Source organism: Acinetobacter sp. X9 (assembly GCF_054889255.1).
The window spans coordinates 429,500-445,888 of sequence record NZ_CM142679.1 but is presented as its reverse complement, the minus strand read 5'-3'; the positions used below and the strand labels follow the sequence as shown (position 1 = coordinate 445,888).

The following is a 16,389-nucleotide window of genomic DNA, read 5'->3' as shown; positions in this document are numbered from 1 at the left end:
TAAATCTAGCGAAGAATTTAAATTTCTCTTAATCTAACTTTATCATTTAAAACATAACGCACTATGAAAAAGCATAACGATTTCCAGACTCGTCTCATTCATGCCCCAAGAAAGGCTCCGCAATTCATTGAAACAGTGCAACCTCCCTTATTTCGCGCATCAACTATTATTTTCAAATCAACTTCGCACCTTTTTGATCGTCATTGGACTGATAAGTATGACTATAGCTATGGAACACATGGCACCCCTACCACATTCACCTTAGGCGACAATATTGCGCAAATTGAAGGTGGTTTGCATTGTTTACTTGCACCGAGTGGCCTATCCGCAATTAATATTGTGAACTCAGCATTTTTAAGCACTAATGACGAAGTATGGGTTCCAGACAATATTTACGGTCCAAATCTAGAGCATTTAACTTATCTACAAAGTCAATATGGCATTATTGTTAAAGTATATAACCCCATTGACGCTGCAAGTTTTCAACCCACCGAAAGAAGTAAACTATTATGGTTAGAAGCTGCAGGTTCAGTTACTTTAGAATTTCCTGATCTTAAAAATCTAGTCAAAAAAGCTAAAAAAAATGGTGTATTGACTGCTCTAGATAACACCTGGGGAGCGGGGCTTGCGTTTAATGCTTTTAATTTTTCTGATGAACATCTATCTGTTAATTTAACCGTTCACGCACTAACCAAATATCCAAGTGGTGGTGGTGACATTTTAATGGGTAGCATTGTAACTCGTGATGAGAAACTTCATCACCGCTTATTCCGTACGCATGCTATTTTGGGCATCGCAATCTCTGGAGATGATGCAGCTCAAGTTCAACGCAGCCTTGCTCATATGTCTTTACGCTATGAACAACAGTCAGCCAATGCTCACACTCTACTTAAATGGCTAAAGAACCAGCCTCAATTTGCACAAGTTCTACACCCAAGTGATGAATCCTCACCAGGCCATCAATATTGGCAAGAAATCTGCATAGACGGTCAAAGTGCTGGCTTAGTGAGTGTTATTTTTAAACCTGAATATGACATTACAGCAGTACGTCGTTTCTGCGATGCATTAGAGTTATTTAAGCTCGGCTTTAGCTGGGGTGGACCTGTTAGCCTGATTATGCTTTATGATTTAAAAATGATGAGAAAACTTGAGAATACACATTTACAACAAGGATTATTGGTTCGATTCTGTATAGGACTAGAAGATCCGCAAGATTTGATACAAGATATCGAAAATGCACTGAAACAACTGTAAAACGACAACATTATAGTGACTCAAACCATAGGATAAAAATATATGGGTACACCGATTGTTATTGCTAAAAATATTAAGGACACATCAAAAGAAATTGTTTTACTTCCCCAGTTTGCTAACCGTCATGGACTTATTGCGGGTGCCACAGGTACAGGTAAAACAGTTACGTTAAAAGTTCTAGCAGAGAGTTTCTCTCGAATCGGTGTGCCGGTATTTCTTGCCGATGCTAAAGGCGATGTTTCGAGTCTTGCAAAAGCTGGTGAAGCTTCGGATAAATTTAATGAACGCTTAAAACTTTTACAAATTGATAGTGTTCCATTCGCAGCGAACCCAGTTGTTTTTTGGGATTTATTTGGTCAGCAAGGTCATCCTATCCGAACCACTATTTCTGAAATTGGGCCAATTTTATTGGCTCGCATACTAAACTTAAATGATACCCAAGAAGGTGTTTTATCTGCTGTATTCCGTATTGCAGATGACCAAGGTTTACTTTTAGTCGACTTTAAAGATTTAAAAGCCATGATCACTTTTGTGAGTGAACATGCAGCTGAATTTAAAGCTGAATATGGCAATTTATCACCAGCCAGCCTAGGTGCCATTCAGCGCAACTTACTCGCTCTTGCCGACCAAGGTGGAGAACAGTTCTTTGGGGAACCAGCTTTAAATATTCTGGATTTTATCCAAACCGATGCAAACGGACATGGCTATATCAATATTCTTGCTGCCGACAAGCTCATGAATACACCTAAGTTATATGCCACTTTCCTCTTATGGATGCTTTCAGAGCTATTTGAACAGCTACCAGAAGTCGGTGACATGGATAAACCTAAACTCGTGTTTTTCTTTGATGAAGCTCACTTATTATTTGATAATGCCAGCCAAGCACTCCAAGACAAGATTGAACAAGTTGTACGTTTAATCCGCTCCAAAGGGGTGGGTATCTACTTTATTACTCAAAACCCACTCGATTTACCCGAAAGCGTTCTGGGTCAACTTGGTAATCGCGTTCAACATGCATTACGTGCATTCACCCCTAAAGATCAAAAAGCTGTAAAAACCGCAGCAGACACTTTCCGTGCTAATCCCGATTTTAAAGTTGATGAAGCTATTACCCAACTTGGTGTTGGTGAGGCACTCATTAGCTGTCTAGATGAACAAGGTACACCACAGATTGTAGAACGTGGTTGGGTTATGCCTCCGTACTCTGCATTTACACCGATCACTCCAGAAGAGCGTCAGACTTTAATCTCGCAAAGTATTATTGCTGGCGTTTATGAACAAGCTGTAGATCGTGATAGTGCCTATGAAATGCTACAGAATAAAGTTGCTGAGCGCGAACAACAACAGCAAGACGCCGAACTTGCAAAACAACAAGCTAAAGAACAAGAAACTTTAGCAAAACAGCAAGCTAAAGAGCAGGAGCGCTTGGCACGTGAGCAATTAAAAGAGGAAGAAAGAGCAGCCCGTGAACGAGCTAAACTCACACAAGACATTGTTGGAACTTTTGCTAAAAGTGCTGCACGTAGCTTAGGAGGAAGTACGGGACAAAAACTTGTAAGAGGCTTGCTCGGCTCTTTATTTGGTAAATAAAAATATTAAAAAAATTGCGTTAATTTTAGGGGATTTTATATCCCCTAATTTTTTTATGGTTTTTTATGAAAAAGTTATTGCCATTAATTTTTTAAAGATGTATTTTAAATACATCTTATATAGCCAGATAAATAAGGTCTAGCCATGACTCCACAACAAATTGAACTTGTTAAATCTACTGTACCGGTTTTACGTGAACACGGCGTTACGCTGACTACATACTTTTATAAGCGCATGCTTAATAACAATCCCGAATTAAAAAATGTTTTTAATTTAGATGACCAAACCAGCTTACGTCAGCCACGTGCTCTTGCAGCTGCTGTACTTGCTTATGCAGAAAATATTGAGAACCCTACCGTGCTCGCTAAAGCGGTAGAACGCATCACCACTAAACACGTGAGCTTAGATATTCAACCAGACCAATATGCAATTGTTGGGGACAACTTGCTTCATTCAATTAGTGAAGTACTCAACGTGCCATTCGAATCAGAGCTTATTGAAGCGTGGAAACAAGCATACTTACAGTTGGCTGATATCTTGATTGGTGTTGAAAAACAAAAATATGAACAACTTGAAAGCTTAAAAGGTGGATGGGCTGGCTGGCGTTCATTTGAAATTACTCAAATTGATCCTCTGGAATCTGGCAAACGCTTCACTTTAAAAGCAACTGACCATGAAGACGTACTGACTAGCCCAGCAAATGCCTTTATTTCAGTTAAAGTACAAGTTCCCGAGCAACAACTTGAACAACCGAAAGCTTTTAAATTTACTGAAGCTCAAGAAGATAACTCGTATCACTTTGAAGTGCAGCCTGAAGAAAATCATACTGAGTTTTCAGTTGCTAATATTCTACTTGAGCATTATAGAGTTGGTGATCAAGTACAGGTTTCAGCCCCTTTAACGCTGTAATGTAAAAACCTCTTGCCTGAAAGTTTTCTTATTTAGACTTTCAGGCTAAGATGATCATCCTTTTAATCTCTTCCATTTTTGGTGATCATGCAGCTTAATAAATTTACCGATTATGCATTACGACTCTTAATGTATGTTGCACGCCCAAGTGATGCACCCTACACGATTGCAGAAATCGCGAAAGATTTGCATGTTTCACAAAACCATCTAGTTAAAGTTGTTCACTTCATGGGCAAGCAGGAATGGATTATTACCATTCGTGGAAAAGGCGGCGGAATTCGCTTAAATCCAGAGGCACTTAACTCAAATTTAGGTTCAATTGTTCGAATATTACAGGGCGACAATCAAATTGTTGAATGTAATACACCACCTTGTGTATTACGCAGTCACTGTGGTTTAAAAGGTATTTTAGATCAGGCTTTAGAGAGCTTTTACCAAAGTCTAGATCAATACACACTCGGAGAAGTTTTGCAGCAATCAAAATCTGCTCCTGCCAACGCCCCTATTGCATTTTTACAAATCTAAGCTCTACTGATTTTGATAACTCGACTTATTGAAAATTAGCAAGAATACCCAAGCTCCTTTATACTAGGCGCGAGCCCTCTCATTTAAAAAGTTATTTTTTATGCGTCGTAGTGAAAAATCGAAAGACACCAAAGCCAGACTCGCACCCAAGCAAAAGATCAGCTATGAAAAGAAACCAGATCCAGCGATCACAGCATATGCTGTGCAATCACTCAACTGGTTACGCCAAGCTGAGTTTCTAATGAGTGCACCTAAATTGGCACTTTGTGTTGAAGATAGTGGCTACGAGATCGCTTTTGCAGGACGCTCAAATGCCGGTAAGTCCAGTGCTATCAATGCATTAACCAATAAAAAACAGTTAGCGCGCGCCTCTAAAAAACCTGGCCGTACCCAGATGATTAACTTCTTTAGTTTAGGTAATCCTGATCAACGTTTAGTCGATCTTCCTGGCTATGGCTATGCAGCCGTACCTGAAGATATGAAACGAGTATGGCAAAAAGAATTAGAGAACTATTTAATCCATCGTAAAAGCTTACAAGGCTTAGTATTACTAATGGATATTCGCCATCCTCTACAGCATTTCGACATGATGATGCTAGAGTGGGCTTATTCACGTCATCTCTTTGTTCATATTCTCTTAACGAAAGCAGACAAACTTAATCGTGGCCCTGCAAACAAAGTGCTATTAGAAGTTAAGCAACAACTGAAAAAAATGAAGCTTGATTTCTCGATTCAACTTTTCTCATCACTTAATAAATTAGGTTTAGAAGAACTAGCAAGTGTTATGGCTGGACGCCTGCATTTTACGCTTGATCAAGAACCAGAATTTGACGTTGACGCGATCCCTGAAGCATCAGATGAGGATACTGAAGAGTAAATCGTCAAAACAGATACAATTTCTTTATTAAATTTATTTTCAAATTGGCCCCTATTGCTAAACACAAATGTAGGGGCTTTTTTTATACTCGTTATAACTTCATCGAGTTAAAAATCAGGACTAAATGATGAAATTGTTATCTTTTTTGAAGAACAAGGCTTTAGGTTCTTCTATTGACTATAAAATTCTTCCACGTAAAGTAAAATTTGACTGGAAAGATACCCCTGTTGACTGGATTCCAAATCAGCCTTTCGCAAGTTATTTTATTAATGAAATTAATAACATCTTACCTGCTGGAGAATTCTGGTTTTGCCGTTTGTACAATAAAGTTTTACCGCAAATTAAAGATGAAAAACTTAAACAAGATGTGCAAGCATTTATCCGCCAAGAAGCTATGCATGCCAATGCGCATACTTCTGCCAATAAAGAATATTTAAGCGCACGTAATATTGATATCCAGCGAAATCTGGACATTATGAATTATCTATTTACTACTGCCTTAGCAGATAAACCATTCGACAAAGAAGTCCCTCAATTTCTACAAGGACAATGGGACCTTTTCCGTTTAGGCGTTATTGCAACTGTTGAGCATATGACCTGTGTGTTGGGTAAATATGCACTCTATAACACGCGTTGGGAAGAATTAGGCGCTGACCCTGAAATGGTCGATCTAGTTAAATGGCATGGTTCAGAAGAAATTGAACACCGTACCGTTGCTTTTGATTTATATCGCCATTTGGGTGGTGGATATATTCCACGCTACTATTTAAGTCTTGCAGTGATTGTACTGGTGCTTGGATTATGGGTAGACGGCGCTGCACATATTATGAAACAAGATCCACGTTTTGCTGATGCAACTAAATCCAGATTTTTCCCAGTATGGGTTGCTGTAGAATGGTTTAAGATTAGTCGCAAAGATAACCAAGTGCTACCAAATCCATTTTGGCTGATTGCCCAACAAATTGATTACCTCATGCCTTGGTATGATCCAGTTAAAGAAGGCAGCACTGAAGATGCGGTAAGTTATTTATCGCAATCTCCAGCAGCAAAAAGAGCCGAGTTACAAGCGGCTTAAAAATAAAAAAGCAGGATTTAAAATCCTGCTTTTTTATTTAGGAGATTAGACACTGATATCTTTATCTTTTGTATAACGGTCAACAACCACGCTAATCATCATATCACCCTGCACATTTACCACTGTTCTTACCGTATCCAATAGGCGATCAATCGGAAGTAAAATTGCAATTGCTTCAGCCGGTAAACCTACAGACTGTAAAACCATAATCATGGTAACCATACCAGCACTTGGAATGCCAGGGGCCCCTAGTGATGCAATCATTGCTGTTAAACACACAATAATTTGTTGTGTCAGGTTTAAGTCTAGCCCCACCAAATTTGCTACAAACAATGCAGCGGCTGCTTCATATAGTGCTGTGCCATCCATATTAAGCTGTGTACCTAAAGGAATTACAAAACCAGCTGTTTGCGGACGAACCCCTAAGTTTTCCTGTGCGCATTTCATACTAAGGGGCATTGTGGCAGAACTAGAGCTGGTTGCAAATGCTGTAATTAGTGCTGTACGTGTTCCTTTGAAAAAAGCCCAAGGACTCATGCGGCCAAAAATCCAAAGTAGTAACGGTAAAACAACAGCGCCATGAAAAATGGTAGTCCCTGTCACTACAACAGCAAACTCAGCCAAACGACTGAGTACCGAAATATCTTCCGTTGCCATTAACTTTGCTAATAAAGCAAAAATACCCAAAGGTGCTAGCTTCATTACCCAGCCGACTAGCATCATCATCATTTCAAAAAATTGATGACTTAATACGCGAATACTTTTAAAACGCTCACCGCCATGGACTAAAGCAACACCAACAAATAGTGCAAACACCACAACAGCTAAAACGTTACCATCGCTAAATGCTTTAAATGGGTTAATTAATGTATTTTGAATAAAATTAGTGAAAAAACTTGCAGGATTTAAACTATCTGGTGCCTGATAGTTTTGCATAGATGTTTGGAAAATAGAGATATCTATACCGCGCCCTACTTCAAATAGATGAGCACAACTTATACCTAAAATTAAAGCTAATGTTGTTGTAGTCAAACAACATAAAAAGGTAATTTTCCAGACTGGACCTAACTGCCCTCCCGCCTGCAAATTAGATACACCCACAACAATCGAGCTAAAAATCAAAGGCACCAACAACATTTTAAGCAGCCCAATAAAGACACTACTTAATATGCCTAACCCATATAAACTATGTTTTACAAACGCAGTATCGGGATACAACGTTAATATAAAACCAAAGGCTAAGCCTAAAATGGCCGCAATAAGAATTTGTGTATTTAAGTTCATATCAGCATTATTTTTTTCAGTTGGCAATCCTTTTGCAAATATGACATGAGCTTGCTTTTCATACGAGCAATTTTTTGTCACATCGTTTCAATTAAAAATAAAAAAGCCATCTCATGAGATGGCTTTATAAATAAGCTTATTGCGTTTCAATTTCGCGCAAACGAATTAAACCCTCTTGCACGGTACTGCATACAAGTTGGCCATTTTGCCACATACGTCCAAAGTTCAAGCCGCGAGAAGCTGCGCTGACTGTTGCTTCCATATCGTAAAGCATCCATTCATCAGCGCGCAGCGGACGATGAAAATAGATGGCATGATCAATACTTGCACACTGTAAACTTGGAGAAATATAGCTAAGCCCATGCGGTCTCAAAGCAGTTGTCATTAAGGTAAAGTCTGAATAAAACGCAACAATTGCTTGATGCAAAGCAATATCATCTAATTGTTTTGGAATACGGTCATGTGTGCGGATATAGTGCGCATTATAAGGAGCTTCAGGTTGAGGCTGAAACGGATTTACCGGATCAATTGGGCGAATTTCTACATGGCGCTCACGCATGAAACTAGCACGAACATTTTCAGGTACGAAATTTAAAATACCTTCTTTGAGCTCATTTTCAGATTTAAGAGTCTCTGGTGCGGGATACTCTGGCTCTTGATGTTGATAGTTCAAGCCTTCTTCGGGGTTAGCAAAAGAAACCATCGCCGAAAAAATAACTCGTCCATGTTGAATTGCACGAACCTGACGGCTTACGAAACTCTTCCCATCACGTAAACGGTCTACTTCATAGATAATTGGGGCATTAATATCGCCGCCATATAAAAAATATGCATGCAAAGAATGCGCTGGACGATCGGTTGTATAAGATGCTGCACGTAAAGCCTGACCCAAAACCTGTCCACCAAAGACACGTTTACCGACGAGATTACGACTTATGCCACGGTAAATATTTTCTTCTAGCTTCTCTAAAGTAAGAAGATCGACAAGTTCTTGGGTTAACGCATTCATGAGAGATACCTTCATATTTCAGGTAAAAAATCGTATTAAAGTACAGATGTGTAGAATCTATTGTGCCATAAAAAACTATTTGAACATGGAACAATCAGTCAACTTCTGACGAAGATTGCTCATATAACAGCTAAAAATACGATTTTTAACGATAAAATATGCCAAAAGCATTATAATTTATAAGAAAGTAGCATATTGTTTTTTTTAATAAATGCCGCAAAATAATTACCCTCTGCATTTGGTGCTGGGATTTGTCTTTAAGAAGTAGGAGTTCTTATGTCCAAGAGTGGGTTTGGTCAAATGTATCGTCGGCTTTCGAGTAAACTACTTGACCTCGTGGTAACACCACATGTTCTTGGGGAAGTTCCTACTGAACCAGTATCAGAAACAACAGAAACAGAAGCAAAAACTGACCGCCAAAAAGTGGTTTGTTACGTCTTACAAAACCACTCTCGAAGCAATGCTTTAGTGGTTGATGGAGAAACGCGTCGTTTAAATTTAAAACCTGCGTTAGACCCACTCATTGTGGGTACTCATCAGGAAAAAGCATCAGTTTTATTTTTACAGCACAATGATGAAAATAATTTACTGAATCCGCCTCCTCATGCTTTTCCACCGCGTTTAATAAAACTGATTGAAGTTTTACAAGAAAACCCTGAACTTGATATAGAGCTTGTTCCGGTTACAGTTTTATGGGGCCGTTCGCCAGATAAAGAAGATTCTTGGTTTAAATTATTATTTTCAGACACATGGGCAACACCAAGCACAGTTAAGCAGCTGGTTAATATTGGTTTGCATGGCCGTCAGTCTTATTTAGAATTTCATGAACCACAATCGCTACGTGAATTGGTTGAATATGCACAGCAGCATTATCCAAATCTTTCACCAGCAACTTATATTGTAAGTACGTTAAATGATTATTTAGACCGTCAGCGTGAAGTCGTGTTAGGCCCCGATTTGTCGGATCGCCGCAATGTCATGCAATCGGTTGTTAAATCTCGTGATGTGCAAGAAGCAATCCGCCGTGAAAGTATTCGCGGAAAAGTGAGCATGCTTGAAGCTGAACGCCGTGCGATTGGCTATGTGAATGAAATCGTATCGGATTATTCGCACTCAGCAGTGCGCTTTGCCGATCTTGCCTTAACACGCCTATGGACCCAGCTTTATGACGGCGTAGAAGTACATAACTTTAGTACGGTTCGTGAACTAGCGAAAGACTATGAAGTTGTCTATACACCGTGCCATCGTAGTCACATTGACTATTTACTATTGTCATATGTCATCTATAAACGTGGCTTAATGGTTCCGTATATTGCTGCGGGCGATAACTTAAACTTACCTTTTGTTGGACAGCTTCTACGTGGTGGCGGTGCATTCTTCATTCGCCGCTCTTTCCGTGGAAATGGACTCTACACTACTGTATTTAAAGAATATCTATATAGTATTTTGTCACGCAACACGCCTCTTGAATACTTTATTGAAGGTGGACGTTCACGTACTGGACGTTTATTACCGCCTAAAACCGGTATGCTTGCCATGACAGTTCACAGCCATTTACGTGGCCGTGCTAAACCTATCGTTTTCTTACCAACTTATATTGGTTATGAACGACTTATGGAAGGCTCAACTTACGTAGGCGAAATGCAAGGTAAGCCAAAAGAAGCCGAATCTATTTTTGGTATTGTGAAAACCTTACGAAAAATTGAACGTATCTTTGGTAAAGTCCACGTGAACTTTGGTGAACCCGTTTTCCTTGATGATCTGCTTAAGCAACATAATGCAGAAAACGTTTATATCGAGAAAAATGACGACCCAATTCCTCAAGCTGTTTCAGATGCAGTAAATAGCTCTGCACATGCAATTTTAGAAAATATTAACCGAGCTGTGGTGATAAACCCTGTTTCTTTACTTTCTATTATTTTGCTTGCAACTCCAAAGCATACGCTTGATGAAGAAATTTGTATTAAGCAGCTAGAAGCTTATCGTAACTTGGCATCGAACTTCCCATATGACCAACGTATGGAAGTAACGCCACTTTCTGGTAAAGAAATTATTGCGTATGGTTTAAAGCTTAAACTCATTAAACGCGTTCAGCATGCGCTTGGCGATATTATTGCGATTGAAGATAATCAAGCTGTTCTTTTGACTTACTTCCGTAATAACATCTTGCACGCCTTTGTTTTACCTTCTCTAGTAGCATCACTTGTTGAGCATAATGGAAAAATCAGTCGTTCAGATTTAACTAATGTCATCTATACGCTCTATCCATTCTTGAAAGCTGAGTTATTCCTTAAATGGAAGAGTAGCGAGCTTAAGGCACAAGTTGAGCAATATGCAGATGCTCTAGTTCAATCTAACCTTATTCAACAAGACGATGAAGGTAACTTGATTAGCTCTGCGCCAAATACAGAAGAGCATAATCAGCTTGTTGTTTTAGCAACGCCAGTTAAGCAAAGTCTTGAGCGTTACTACATGACACTTGCGCTCATTACTCAACGTGGTTCAGGTAATATCTCTGCTAAACAAGTTGAAGAGTTAAGTCATTTATTAGGACAACGTTTATCAGTTCTCTATGAATTTAATTCGCCAGAGTTCTTCGATAAAGCTTTATTCCAAAGCTTCTTAAAAGTACTTACACAACAAAATTATATTCGTACCAATGACCAAGGCCAAATTGAGTTTGATGATAACTTCCGTCAAATGGCTGCTGGGGCACAGTTGGTGCTTGATGAAGTAACCTTACAAATGTTACAGCACATCACTACCTTTACTGACGAAGAATTAAAAGATGCTCTTGAAGCAATGGCATCTCAACAAGCTAAACGCCGTTTAAAACGCAAAAAAGCTTAAAGTCTTCAGTCAAAATAAAAGGCAACTTCGGTTGCCTTTTATTTTATTAGCGAATTGGACATTCAAAATAACGTGGATCGTCCATACAACGTAAACGCTTCATAAGCTGAACGAAATAAGCATCGTAATAACCTGAAAGAACATACTGATTACGTATTTTGGCAACCATTACATCATAACTTTGCTTTTCATAAAAAGAGACATCCACCCAATAATAAGCAGGTAAATGATTCTCCCATTGTGTCGCACGATTCGTCAGCAATTGGCTATTATGAACAAACCATCCTCGGATTTTTCGGCCAAAATTAGCAGGATAAGCTTGCGGTTTAATAATTAAATTGACACCGAAATATGCCAAAGGAAAATTGATGACTTGAGTATCTGATCCAAATTCTTTTTGTAAGTTATATGGCAACAATCCATATACTGGGGCAGCAATAATATCGATTTTATTTTGCTTAAACTGCGCAATCGCGTTTGATAAATCAACATAAACTGGCTGAGCACCTACACTTCGTACCAATGCTTGTTGTGGTGGATTATTAGGTAGCACCCCAATACGTTGATTTCTTAATTGAGCGACTCTAGAGAGCTTCTTATTTTTTAGAACCATGTAAGCAGTTCCAATTGGAATCATTCCTACAGCTTCATAATTCTTAGAAACCAGCCTTTTCTCAATTGTAGGGTGATTTAAAAGCTGCAAAAAGCTTTTGGCCGTACGATTATTAGGAATAAGCCCTATACCCGCGGTACTTCCCATAAACTGGTTATAACGATAAGTATTGAAATTGGATGCAGCTAAACCTGAACATTTCCCATCATCAAAAGCTTGTATGGCCTGCTGTTCTTTTTGATAGGTAACCACTTTAAATTTGACTTGATATTGCTGAGCATATAGCCGAATGTCATTTAAACGGCGAGTAATATCCCCTTGGGACCCGATAGGATCATAGGCACACCACACCTGATCCTCGGCCCAACTCGCAACAGCTGTTACGCTCAAGATAAGAGCTAAACAAATTTTTTTCACTTTCAACCTTTTTATCTTTATCGGCAATTTGACTGCCTCATCAGGTATTTATGTTCTTATTTAAAGTTTAATCAAAATTTCATTTAGTGCTATGAACATTTAAACATAATAAATAGTCATTAAAGCAAATCGGATGTTCTAACTGAAAACCTGTTGTAGATAAATGTTTTGCATAAATTCTTTTACCTGAAATTTGGTTTGATTCTAAAGTTAATTCTGGCAATCCCAATTGTTTTTGAAACCATGCGATAACTTCATGCAAAGGTAATGGTTGGTTATTAGTCACAATATAGCTCGCTTGATGAGTTTCATAATCAGCCATAAAAGCCAAAAATCTTGCTAGATCATCAATATGTATTCGATTGCTATAATGTATATTTGGATAGCTTTGATTATTTTCAGCCATTTTTTTTAAACGGACAATAGAAGTTCCATAAATACCTGTAGGGCGAATAATTACACATTGAGCTGGATAATGTTTCTGCCAAAGGAGTTCCATATTACGTAATATATGGCCTTGCTCATCATTTGGATGAATTTCACTAAAATCATCAATAATCTCTCCTCTATTTTCACCATATACCCGCGTAGAAGAGACAACGATTATTTTTTTCACTGGATGTATTTTTAATGCTTCTCGAATCGGTTCAATACTATCAACATAAGTTTTCTGATAGCCCTCAACCGTACTCTCCTTTGGAGAAAGTAAAATATATACAACATCTACAGGTTCAATTTTACTTAAATCGAGCGAAAAAATATCTTGGACAAGATGTGTTGCGTAACTATCCGTTTTTACACTACTGCTGATTGTGGTAATTTGATGTTCTTTCTCAAATAGTTGTTTAGCAACACGCTGAGATGTTTTACCATAACCGATAAATAATATATGCATAGAAAACTCGTTGAGGGGACATGACTTCAGTCCATCAGTTACAAGGCGTTGGATCGGCTTCAGCAGCCCTGCTCGAAAAACTAAATATTTTTACCACAGATGATTTACTGTTTCATCTGCCACGTGATTATGAAGACCGAAGTACGATTATTCCGATGAATCAACTTGTGGTTGGACGTAGCTATTTACTTGAAGGCGAAGTCAAATCAATTGATTTCCCTCCGGGAAAAAGAAAATCCATGGCAGCCTTAGTGCAAGATGAATTCGGTAAAGTCACCTTACGCTTTTATCATATTTATAAAAACCTGACTGATAAAATAAAACCCGGTCATCGCTTACGCATTTTTGGTGAAGTCCGTGTAGGTGCTCGCGGCCTTGAGATGTATCATCCTGAAATTCAGCTCATTTATGAACATACACCTCTACCAAAAACTCAGCTTACAGCAATTTATCCAAGTACGGATGGGTTAACTCAACCTAAATTACGCGAATACGTTAAACAAGCTTTAAAGCATCATAGTGACGCCTTACCAGAGCTACTCTCAAAACAATATACCAATGGCTATGCGCTTAAAGAGGCTTTGTATTACATTCATGAGCCTCCCGTGGATGCCAACATGCTGCAATTGGCTCAAGGCTCGCACCCCGCACAGCAAAGGCTTATTTTTGAAGAGCTAGTTGCACACCAAATTAGTTTACTTAATCGCCGTGCTTATATTCGTCAAATTGCGTCACCTGCATTTTCAAGCAGTAAAGTATTAGCTAAAAAACTATTAGAAGCTTTACCATTTCAAATGACCAATGCACAAAAACGTGTATCTAAAGAAATTTTAAATGACTTAAAACAACAACAACCTATGCTACGCCTAGTACAAGGTGACGTTGGTGCTGGAAAGACCTTGGTTGCCGCTGTAGCCGCTTGCCATGCTTTAGAAGCAGATTGGCAGGTTGCATTAATGGCTCCGACTGAAATTCTTGCAGAACAGCATTATTTAAACTTTAAACGTTGGTTTGAACCATTAGGTGTAACCGTGGCATGGTTATCTGGCAAACAAAAAGGTAAAGCGCGTGCTCAAGCAGAGCAGCAAATTAAAGAAGGCCATGCGGAACTTATTGTTGGTACACATGCCCTATTTCAAGATAACGTCGGGTTTGCCAAATTAGGATTAGTGATTATTGATGAACAACATCGTTTTGGTGTAGATCAACGTTTAGCTTTACGTAATAAAGGTGCTGAGCAATTCACCCCACATCAACTCGTGATGACAGCTACTCCGATTCCGAGAACACTGGCAATGAGTGCGTATGGCGATTTAGACACATCCATAATTGATGAGTTGCCACCGGGCCGTACACCTATTCAAACCGTTACGATTCCACTTGATCGTCGTGAGGAAGTACTGCAACGAATTGCTTCGAATTGTAGAGATGGGAAACAGGCCTATTGGGTATGCACATTGGTTGAGCAATCTGAGACTTTAGATGCTCAAGCAGCAGAAGCAACTTACCAAGAGATGAAAGAACGTTTTCCTGAACTCAATATTGGTTTGGTGCATGGCAAAATGAAAGCCGATGAAAAGCAAGCCGTCATGCAAGCATTTAAAAATAATGAATTACAACTTCTTATCGCAACGACAGTGATTGAAGTTGGAGTAGACGTTCCTAACTCTTCTATTATGGTCATTGAAAATGCTGAGCGCTTGGGCCTTTCTCAGTTACACCAATTGCGTGGCCGCGTAGGTCGAGGTGCTCAAGCCAGTTTTTGCGTACTTTTATATAAAACGCCTCTCTCTCAAAATGGACAAGAAAGACTTTCTATTTTAAGAGAAAGTAATGATGGCTTTGTGATTGCGGAAAAAGATCTGGAATTACGTGGACCGGGTGAATTACTAGGGACTAAACAAACCGGAGATATGGGATTTAGAGTGGCTCGATTAGAGCGAGATGATCACCTACTGAGTCAGGCTCACTATGTAGCACAGCAAGTTTTAAAAGATTATCCAGAACAGGCAGATGCTCTTTTAAAACGTTGGCTTCCTGAGGCGCCTCGCTACGCCTATGTTTAATTTTTTAAACTTCCAACCTCTTATTCAGTTATTTTCATCTTGCTCATTGTGCGAGTTAGGCATGCGAGAAAAATCATCACTCTGTAAAGACTGTTGGGAACAGCTACCTTGGCTTAAACAAACGATTCAACGTAATAATCAATCTGTTCTTGTGGCCTGTAATTATGCTTATCCAATTAACCGGATCATTCAGCAGTTTAAATATGAACAAAAATTACATTATCAGATCTTATTAGGTGAAATTTTAAAACAATTAAAATTTCCCAAGGTACAAGCGATCGTACCCATGCCTATTTCCAATCAACGTTTAATTGAACGTGGTTTCAATCAGTCTTTGCTACTTGCCAATATCTTAAGCAAACACTTAAAAATACCTGTTTGGCAACCAATTCAACGCTTAAATGAACACGCTCAAAAAGGACTTTCTCGACTAGAACGCTTTGAAAATATCGAACAACAATTTTTACCCCATCATCAAGAGAAACGACGTTATCGCCGTGTTCTCATTATTGATGACGTGATAACCACGGGAAGCTCTGTAAATGCGCTCAGTCAAGCACTTAAACAATTAGGCTGCACATCCATTCATACGGCGTGCCTAGCAGCAACGCCGAAGAGTTAAGCTATTGCAGTATAGATAAATACTCTTCACACCAAGGAATGACAATTTCTCTGGTCAATGGTGCAAGTGGAGTTTCAGAATCATTTAAATCTATCCACTTCATTTCTGCAATTTCGGCTGCAATTTTAGGAGCCTGATCGAGCTTAACAAGATATAAATGACTCACCAAAATATGATCTGGCTCATTGGCAGCTGCTGTTTCAAAATGACCAATAAATTGCTCAATCACACAAGAGCTTCCAACTTCTTCTAAAATTTCTCGCTGCATGGTGATTTCTGGCGCCTCATTAGGTTCCTGCTTGCCACCCACTTGCATAAAAGCATGTGTATTATGTTTTCTTACAAGCAACAACTGATTTTGCTCATTTAAGATCACTGCGGCAGCGACCGTAATTGTTTTCAC

At 39.0% G+C, this 16,389-nt stretch carries 15 protein-coding genes; 10 read left to right on the top strand and 5 right to left on the bottom strand.

The features are described from left to right. Nucleotides 1–63: 63 nt before the first annotated feature. The 7 genes from ACYU0V_RS02150 to ACYU0V_RS02120 all read left to right on the top strand — a co-directional run bounded on the left by ACYU0V_RS02150 (nt 64) and on the right by ACYU0V_RS02120 (nt 6,230). The gene (locus tag ACYU0V_RS02150; RefSeq protein ID WP_461848866.1) at nt 64–1,254 is read left to right on the top strand and encodes a PLP-dependent transferase; all 1,191 of its coding nucleotides are present in this window, start codon (nt 64–66) and stop codon (nt 1,252–1,254) included. Between the two features lie 42 nt (nt 1,255–1,296). Next, nucleotides 1,297–2,844, top strand: coding sequence for a helicase HerA-like domain-containing protein (locus tag ACYU0V_RS02145; RefSeq protein WP_064786473.1), 1,548 nt, complete (start codon nt 1,297–1,299; stop codon nt 2,842–2,844). Continuing rightward, nucleotides 2,834–2,986 (top strand): hypothetical protein, encoded by a 153-nt coding sequence (locus tag ACYU0V_RS02140; RefSeq protein ID WP_202744803.1) that lies wholly within the window; start codon nt 2,834–2,836, stop codon nt 2,984–2,986. The genes ACYU0V_RS02145 and ACYU0V_RS02140 overlap by 11 nt, the downstream gene beginning before the upstream one ends. A gap of 2 nt (nt 2,987–2,988) precedes the next feature. Beyond that, nucleotides 2,989–3,753 (top strand): globin domain-containing protein, encoded by a 765-nt coding sequence (locus ACYU0V_RS02135; RefSeq protein WP_014207751.1) that lies wholly within the window; start codon nt 2,989–2,991, stop codon nt 3,751–3,753. A gap of 87 nt (nt 3,754–3,840) precedes the next feature. Next, nucleotides 3,841–4,278 carry an RrF2 family transcriptional regulator gene (locus ACYU0V_RS02130; RefSeq protein WP_461848863.1) on the top strand — a complete coding sequence of 146 codons (438 nt, stop codon included), beginning with the start codon at nt 3,841–3,843 and terminating at the stop codon, nt 4,276–4,278. Nucleotides 4,279–4,378: 100 nt separating this feature from the next. Then, nucleotides 4,379–5,155: a ribosome biogenesis GTP-binding protein YihA/YsxC gene (gene yihA, locus ACYU0V_RS02125; protein WP_002116788.1), complete on the top strand. Its 777-nt coding sequence runs from the start codon at nt 4,379–4,381 to the stop codon at nt 5,153–5,155. Nucleotides 5,156–5,279: 124 nt separating this feature from the next. Beyond that, nucleotides 5,280–6,230 (top strand): metal-dependent hydrolase, encoded by a 951-nt coding sequence (locus ACYU0V_RS02120; RefSeq protein ID WP_238516661.1) that lies wholly within the window; start codon nt 5,280–5,282, stop codon nt 6,228–6,230. Nucleotides 6,231–6,275: 45 nt separating this feature from the next. Here the strand turns inward: ACYU0V_RS02120 and ACYU0V_RS02115 are convergent, their stop codons facing one another. Next, nucleotides 6,276–7,541, bottom strand: a complete 1,266-nt coding sequence (locus ACYU0V_RS02115; RefSeq protein WP_032057363.1) for a dicarboxylate/amino acid:cation symporter — start codon at nt 7,539–7,541, stop codon at nt 6,276–6,278. 109 nt (nt 7,542–7,650) lie between these two features. After that, on the bottom strand, nt 7,651–8,523 hold the full coding sequence (locus ACYU0V_RS02110; RefSeq protein ID WP_002116924.1) for an acyl-CoA thioesterase: 873 nt from the start codon (nt 8,521–8,523) through the stop codon (nt 7,651–7,653). Between the two features lie 276 nt (nt 8,524–8,799). Here ACYU0V_RS02110 and plsB point away from each other — a divergent pair, with 276 nt between their 5' ends. Continuing rightward, entirely contained in the window at nt 8,800–11,373 is a 2,574-nt protein-coding gene (gene plsB / locus ACYU0V_RS02105; RefSeq protein WP_005067259.1) for a glycerol-3-phosphate 1-O-acyltransferase PlsB, read from the top strand. 46 nt (nt 11,374–11,419) lie between these two features. Here the strand turns inward: plsB and ACYU0V_RS02100 are convergent, their stop codons facing one another. Then, on the bottom strand, nt 11,420–12,403 hold the full coding sequence (locus tag ACYU0V_RS02100; RefSeq protein WP_461848860.1) for a putative solute-binding protein: 984 nt from the start codon (nt 12,401–12,403) through the stop codon (nt 11,420–11,422). Nucleotides 12,404–12,482: 79 nt separating this feature from the next. Beyond that, nucleotides 12,483–13,298 (bottom strand): Rossmann-fold NAD(P)-binding domain-containing protein, encoded by an 816-nt coding sequence (locus tag ACYU0V_RS02095; protein WP_461848858.1) that lies wholly within the window; start codon nt 13,296–13,298, stop codon nt 12,483–12,485. Between the two features lie 20 nt (nt 13,299–13,318). Between ACYU0V_RS02095 and recG the strand changes: the two genes are divergently transcribed. Both recG and ACYU0V_RS02085 read left to right on the top strand, forming a co-directional pair. Next, entirely contained in the window at nt 13,319–15,364 is a 2,046-nt protein-coding gene (gene recG / locus ACYU0V_RS02090) for an ATP-dependent DNA helicase RecG (RefSeq protein ID WP_461848857.1), read from the top strand. After that, nucleotides 15,357–15,986, top strand: coding sequence for a ComF family protein (locus ACYU0V_RS02085; protein ID WP_461848856.1), 630 nt, complete (start codon nt 15,357–15,359; stop codon nt 15,984–15,986). The genes recG and ACYU0V_RS02085 overlap by 8 nt, the downstream gene beginning before the upstream one ends. Nucleotide 15,987: 1 nt before the next feature. Here the strand turns inward: ACYU0V_RS02085 and ACYU0V_RS02080 are convergent, their stop codons facing one another. Continuing rightward, nucleotides 15,988–16,389 carry an NUDIX hydrolase gene (locus tag ACYU0V_RS02080; protein WP_199978362.1) on the bottom strand — a complete coding sequence of 134 codons (402 nt, stop codon included), beginning with the start codon at nt 16,387–16,389 and terminating at the stop codon, nt 15,988–15,990.